The organism is Calditrichota bacterium (assembly GCA_014359355.1).
GTDB lineage: Bacteria > Zhuqueibacterota > Zhuqueibacteria > JANLFK01 > Oleimicrobiaceae > Oleimicrobium.
This window is the reverse complement of the sequence record JACIZP010000029.1, coordinates 1-4,479: the sequence shown is the minus strand read 5'-3', so window position 1 is coordinate 4,479 and position 4,479 is coordinate 1. Positions and strand designations below refer to the sequence as shown.

At 61.6% G+C, this 4,479-nt stretch carries 8 protein-coding genes; all 8 read right to left on the bottom strand.

All coding sequences use genetic code 11. From position 1 onward, the window contains the following. Nucleotides 1-238 (bottom strand): hypothetical protein (locus H5U38_01325; GenBank protein ID MBC7185654.1); only part of this gene is annotated, 238 nt, incomplete at its 3' end. After that, entirely contained in the window at nucleotides 223-1,251 is a 1,029-nt protein-coding gene (tsaD, locus tag H5U38_01320; protein ID MBC7185653.1) for a tRNA (adenosine(37)-N6)-threonylcarbamoyltransferase complex transferase subunit TsaD, read from the bottom strand. The genes H5U38_01325 and tsaD, both read right to left, overlap by 16 nt. A gap of 52 nt (nucleotides 1,252-1,303) precedes the next feature. Then, nucleotides 1,304-2,200 carry a hypothetical protein gene (locus H5U38_01315; protein ID MBC7185652.1) on the bottom strand — a complete coding sequence of 299 codons (897 nt, stop codon included), beginning with the start codon at nucleotides 2,198-2,200 and terminating at the stop codon, nucleotides 1,304-1,306. 116 nt (nucleotides 2,201-2,316) lie between these two features. After that, on the bottom strand, nucleotides 2,317-2,508 hold the full coding sequence (locus H5U38_01310) for a hypothetical protein (protein ID MBC7185651.1): 192 nt from the start codon (nucleotides 2,506-2,508) through the stop codon (nucleotides 2,317-2,319). A 296-nt stretch (nucleotides 2,509-2,804) separates the two neighbouring features. Further along, nucleotides 2,805-3,524 (bottom strand): DUF3307 domain-containing protein, encoded by a 720-nt coding sequence (locus H5U38_01305; GenBank protein ID MBC7185650.1) that lies wholly within the window; start codon nucleotides 3,522-3,524, stop codon nucleotides 2,805-2,807. 25 nt (nucleotides 3,525-3,549) lie between these two features. Beyond that, nucleotides 3,550-3,993 (bottom strand): 50S ribosomal protein L9, encoded by a 444-nt coding sequence (locus tag H5U38_01300; GenBank protein MBC7185649.1) that lies wholly within the window; start codon nucleotides 3,991-3,993, stop codon nucleotides 3,550-3,552. 18 nt (nucleotides 3,994-4,011) lie between these two features. Next, nucleotides 4,012-4,236 carry a 30S ribosomal protein S18 gene (locus tag H5U38_01295; GenBank protein ID MBC7185648.1) on the bottom strand — a complete coding sequence of 75 codons (225 nt, stop codon included), beginning with the start codon at nucleotides 4,234-4,236 and terminating at the stop codon, nucleotides 4,012-4,014. Nucleotides 4,237-4,299: 63 nt separating this feature from the next. Next, nucleotides 4,300-4,479, bottom strand: a 180-nt coding sequence (locus H5U38_01290; GenBank protein ID MBC7185647.1) for a hypothetical protein, incomplete at its 5' end; no start/stop codon positions are given.

Here is a 4,479-nt window from a genome sequence, read left to right as displayed (position 1 = left end):
CCAAGAGGAGCTCCAGCACTGGCTGAAACACCAGCAGTATCACGCCCGCGACGGAAAGCGCGCGCAGGCAAAGGAGCGTTCGCCGCAGAAGATTCGACACTACCGGATTCGTCCTTCGGTAGACGAGAACGGTCCAGAACACGCCAACAAGCAAGGCAACGAGCAACAGCGCCGCGCTCCCCGCTAGGTCGAGCCGCACATTTGCCAGTGACCAGTGCCCCATTAGCAGCTTCCCCAAGTTATCTGCTCCTCGTTTCCCAGCACCAGAGAGGGCTCTGGCTCAAGCTCATCGCCGGAACGCTCGCCGCGCGAGAGGCGGGAAATACCGGCACGGGCGACCATTGCCGCGTTGTCGGTGCAGAGCGCCGGTGGCGGGACAAAGAGTCTATAACCCTCTTCTGAGACCGCAGTAGCAAGCGCCTCACGCAAGGCCTTGTTGGCAGCCACGCCACCTGCCAAGCAGATAGTGTCCAGGCCGCAAAGTCTCGCCGCGGCCATAGTCTTATGCACCAGCACATCGACGACTGCGGCCTGAAAGCTGGCGGCAATGTCCGGGAGTTGTGCCCGCAGTTCCTCCGCAGAGAGGGCGCGCGCGTAGTAGAGAACCGCCGTCTTCACCCCGCTGAAGCTGAAATGGAAATTGCCCTCCTGCATCATGGCGCGTGGGAAGGCAATCGCCCGAGGATTGCCGCGCTCCGCAAGCTGCGCGACCGCAGGCCCACCGGGATAGCCAAGGCCCAGTACCCGCGCCACCTTGTCGAAGGCTTCTCCTGCAGCATCGTCGATGGTTCGCCCGAGCGTGCGATAGCAACCCTCTTCTTCCACTACCACCAACTGCGTGTGGCCGCCGGAGACAATCAGGCAGAGAAAAGGAGTACAGGGCCTCTCTTCCAGGAGGAAATTGGCAAAGATGTGGCCCTCCAGGTGATTGATGCCCACCCAAGGAATCTCCAGGGCCAACGCCAGGCTCTTTGCCACGTTGAGCCCCACAAGGATGGAGCCTGCCAGCCCCGGGCCATAGGTGACGGCGATACCCTCGAGGTCGTGTTTGTCCACCTTGGCTTGCTCCATCGCGGCGGTAATGACCGGAAGCAACAGGCGCAAATGGGCACGTGAGGCGTACTCCGGCACCACACCGCCGTAAGTGCGATGCACCACTTGCGTGGAAATCACATTGGACAGGACGCGGTCGTTCTCGACGACCGCTGCGGCGCTGTCGTCGCAGGATGTTTCGATGCCGAGGATTAGCATGTCCGAGGCCTACTGGCCTAAGGGATAAGCCGGCGGTGGTGATAGCCACTGCCTAACGTTCTAAGACCACCTTGAATCGTTGCGGCGTGACGTCGCGCCATGTCACGCCTTCCGGCGTCTCGATGACCGCGGGCAGATCAATCTGTTGCGCGGAGGGGGGCTGGCGCCATTCCACGTAGGCGACGATTTGGTCGGCAGTGATCTTTGTGAGGAGATCGACCCCTCCCTCAAGAGTCAGGCTGAGCTTAGGGGGTACCACGAAGGCCTTGTATCCCGCTGGGACGTTGCGGGCTTGCACGGGAATGTCGTGCAGCACTCTCTCCATGAGCTTCTGCACATCGGCCACCGCCAACACCTCGCGGCGGCTCAGGGTCAACTTATCGTTGCGGGGTTGCTCAAGAGGCAGGCGTATACGCACGTCGCGCGAGACGCGACTCAGCTCGCGTCGCTCCGTGGGCCAGCTTCCCACCTCATGCAGCAGCGAGGCCGGCCCACTGACCACCACCGACTCTGGCTCCACATGGATGCCGCCCACCACTGTGTAACCGTTCAACGGCTGAACCTCGAGGCGGCTTTCCACGGCCACGGTCCGCTGCACTTTGGGCTCGAGCACCAGCACTACCTCTCTTGGGGAGAGCACCTCCACCCCCTCGACCTTGTGCCCATAGTGGGGCAGACTGACGTTGTCCACCCCGATGGCGATGCGATGGCTCCCCCGCCCCCGGTTGGCGTCGACGACCACCGCCAGGTCACCACCTATGCGCAAAGCGATGAACGCGCGCCCCTGCCCCCTGAGCCGCACCTTGGCCACCTGAGGGGGATCATTTGCCAGGATGAGGCCTGGGGTTACGCCCTCCACGCGCACCGGTGCCTCGAAGACCCAGTCGTAATAGCCCTCGGTCTTGACGTACAACCAGAGCAGCAGCGCCAGGAGGAAGACAACGCCCATAATTCTGTGGCGCCGGAGCAGTGAGCGCAGTTTTCCCACGGGACTACCCGAGCCGTTGCTTGAGCTGCGATGCAGGGGAGGGTCCATCCCGTCCGGTGCCGTCGGCAGGTGCACTACTACTTCTGGGAGAGGGTCGGTGCCTTGCCGATGCTAATTTCCCCGTTGTCGATCCGGATATTGAATCCGCACTCCGGGTTGGAGCAGATCCAGGCCTTGTACATGATCGAGGCCCCCTCACGCCCATAGTCGGAAAGAGGCAGCAAGACCCCTTTGCCACACTTCTGACACGCCGGAAATGCGTTCTCCATGGTCAATCCCTCTCCTCACGTTTCTCATTACCGCCCATCCCTCAGGCGCCTGCTGCCCGCAGCCCCGAGGACCTCACCACGTGCCGCCCAGAACGAGGCGACACATCCGGAAAAGCCGGACCCACCCGACTTGCGCGATGGCCGGTCAACGAATGCACTCCCCAGAGTGGAGTTCCGGCGATTGCTCAACAAGCCGAACCAACTTCCACCCCGCCATCTGCCGTGCAGCCACAGCCCCGTAGGCCGATTACAAGAACTCGCCAGTGAAAGGCGACTATCGAAAAGCCTTGCAACTCCTATGCGGAGGTGAGTAGGCGCGCCCCCACGCCGCTCACCAGACAGACGACGATCCCTACCAGGGCCTCAATGGTGGCGGGAACACAGCCCTGTCTGCTCCGCAAAAACCAGCGCACCACAATCGCGAGCAAGGCGATCAGCCCCAACCCTCCCCAATAGACGCCAGCGCTCCCCACTGCCCGCTCAACGTAGCCAGGCAGGCGGGCCCAGTAGGCCGGGAAGGGCGCCCGTTCTCCTTGCTTCCCCGGCCGCGCCAATTCCTGCAAGTAATAGATCAGGGGCGCACTCGCGAACGCTGCCGTCACCAACGCCGTCGCCACGATGGCGGCGTCCATGGGAATGACCAAGACCTTGAGGGCAGGCAATGGCGTCTCCAAAGGGTGCCTCCCGCACAACGCGACGACCGCCGCCACAACGCCCACCACGTGCAGCGCCTGGTCTCCCAGGAACATCCACAAGGTCTCTAAGCCGCGTCTTCGTCGCAATTCCCCTTTCAGCCAATCCAGGAGCAAATGCCAGGCGGTCATCGTAATGATCAAGACCCACGGCCGCCACTGACCAAGAAATGGCAGCAGGACCGCTCCCATCGCCAGGGCACAGAGGCCCACATGCAACAGGACGCCCCACCGGCGCGCCAGCTTGTAGGAGAAGACACGGTCCGTCTGCAGGACAAAGTCGCCCACCACGTGCGCGAGCAGCAGCAACCAGATGCAGTGCATGACGGCCGGGTCCTCCCCAGCAGGCTTAGGCCTTGACCACCCAGACTTTCACCTTCGCCTCCACCTCCGGATGCAGCCTGATAGGTACATCATAGATGCCCAAGGCTTTGATCGGCTCCTCCAAGAGAATCTTCTTCTTGTCAATGTCGAAGCCCTTCTCGCGCAAGAGGTCGGCAATTGTCTGGGAGGTCACCGAGCCGAACAAGCGGTCCTCTTCCCCCACTGCCACCGGAGCAGTACAGGAAACGCCCTCAAGCTTTTCGGCAAGAGCCAGGGCGCTCCTCTTCGCTCGCTCCGAGCGGTGGCTTTCTAACCTCTTCTGTTCCTCAAACGCTCTCAGATTGCTGGGGGTCGCCTCGACAGCGATGCCACGTGGCAGGAGGAAGTTGCGTGCATACCCCGCTTTGACTTCCACCACGTCGCCGGCCTTGCCCAGCTTGTCATGGTCCTGCTTCAGAATCACCTTCATAGTCTGTCCACCAGTCTGCTAACGTGTTATCTCTGCCACGAACGGAATCAAGGCGAGATGGCGAGCACGTTTCACCGCCTTCACCAGTTGTCGCTGGTGCCGCGCGCACGTACCAGAAGTCCGTCTGGGGATTATCTTCCCTTCATCGGTAGTAAAACGCATCAGCCTCTTATCGTCCTTGTAATCGATGTAGGCAATACCTTCTTCACAAAATCGACAGATCCGTTTCTTGCGCTTGAGCATGCGTTACTCCCTCATGTGGTTCACCAGGTGCGTACCGAACTGCGTTGCCAGCCAATGGATTGGTTACAGCTTCAACCCCCGATAGCCAAAGTCGAATTCGGTCTCCCCGACCTCCAACTCCTGGCGCTGCTCCCGTCGGTTCTGGTCCTCACCGGCGGGCCGATCACCACGCCTCCCGCCAGTGGTGGGCTGCAGCTGACTCGATGGGTAGGCAACCTCCAACACCCTCTCTTCGGGCTCGGT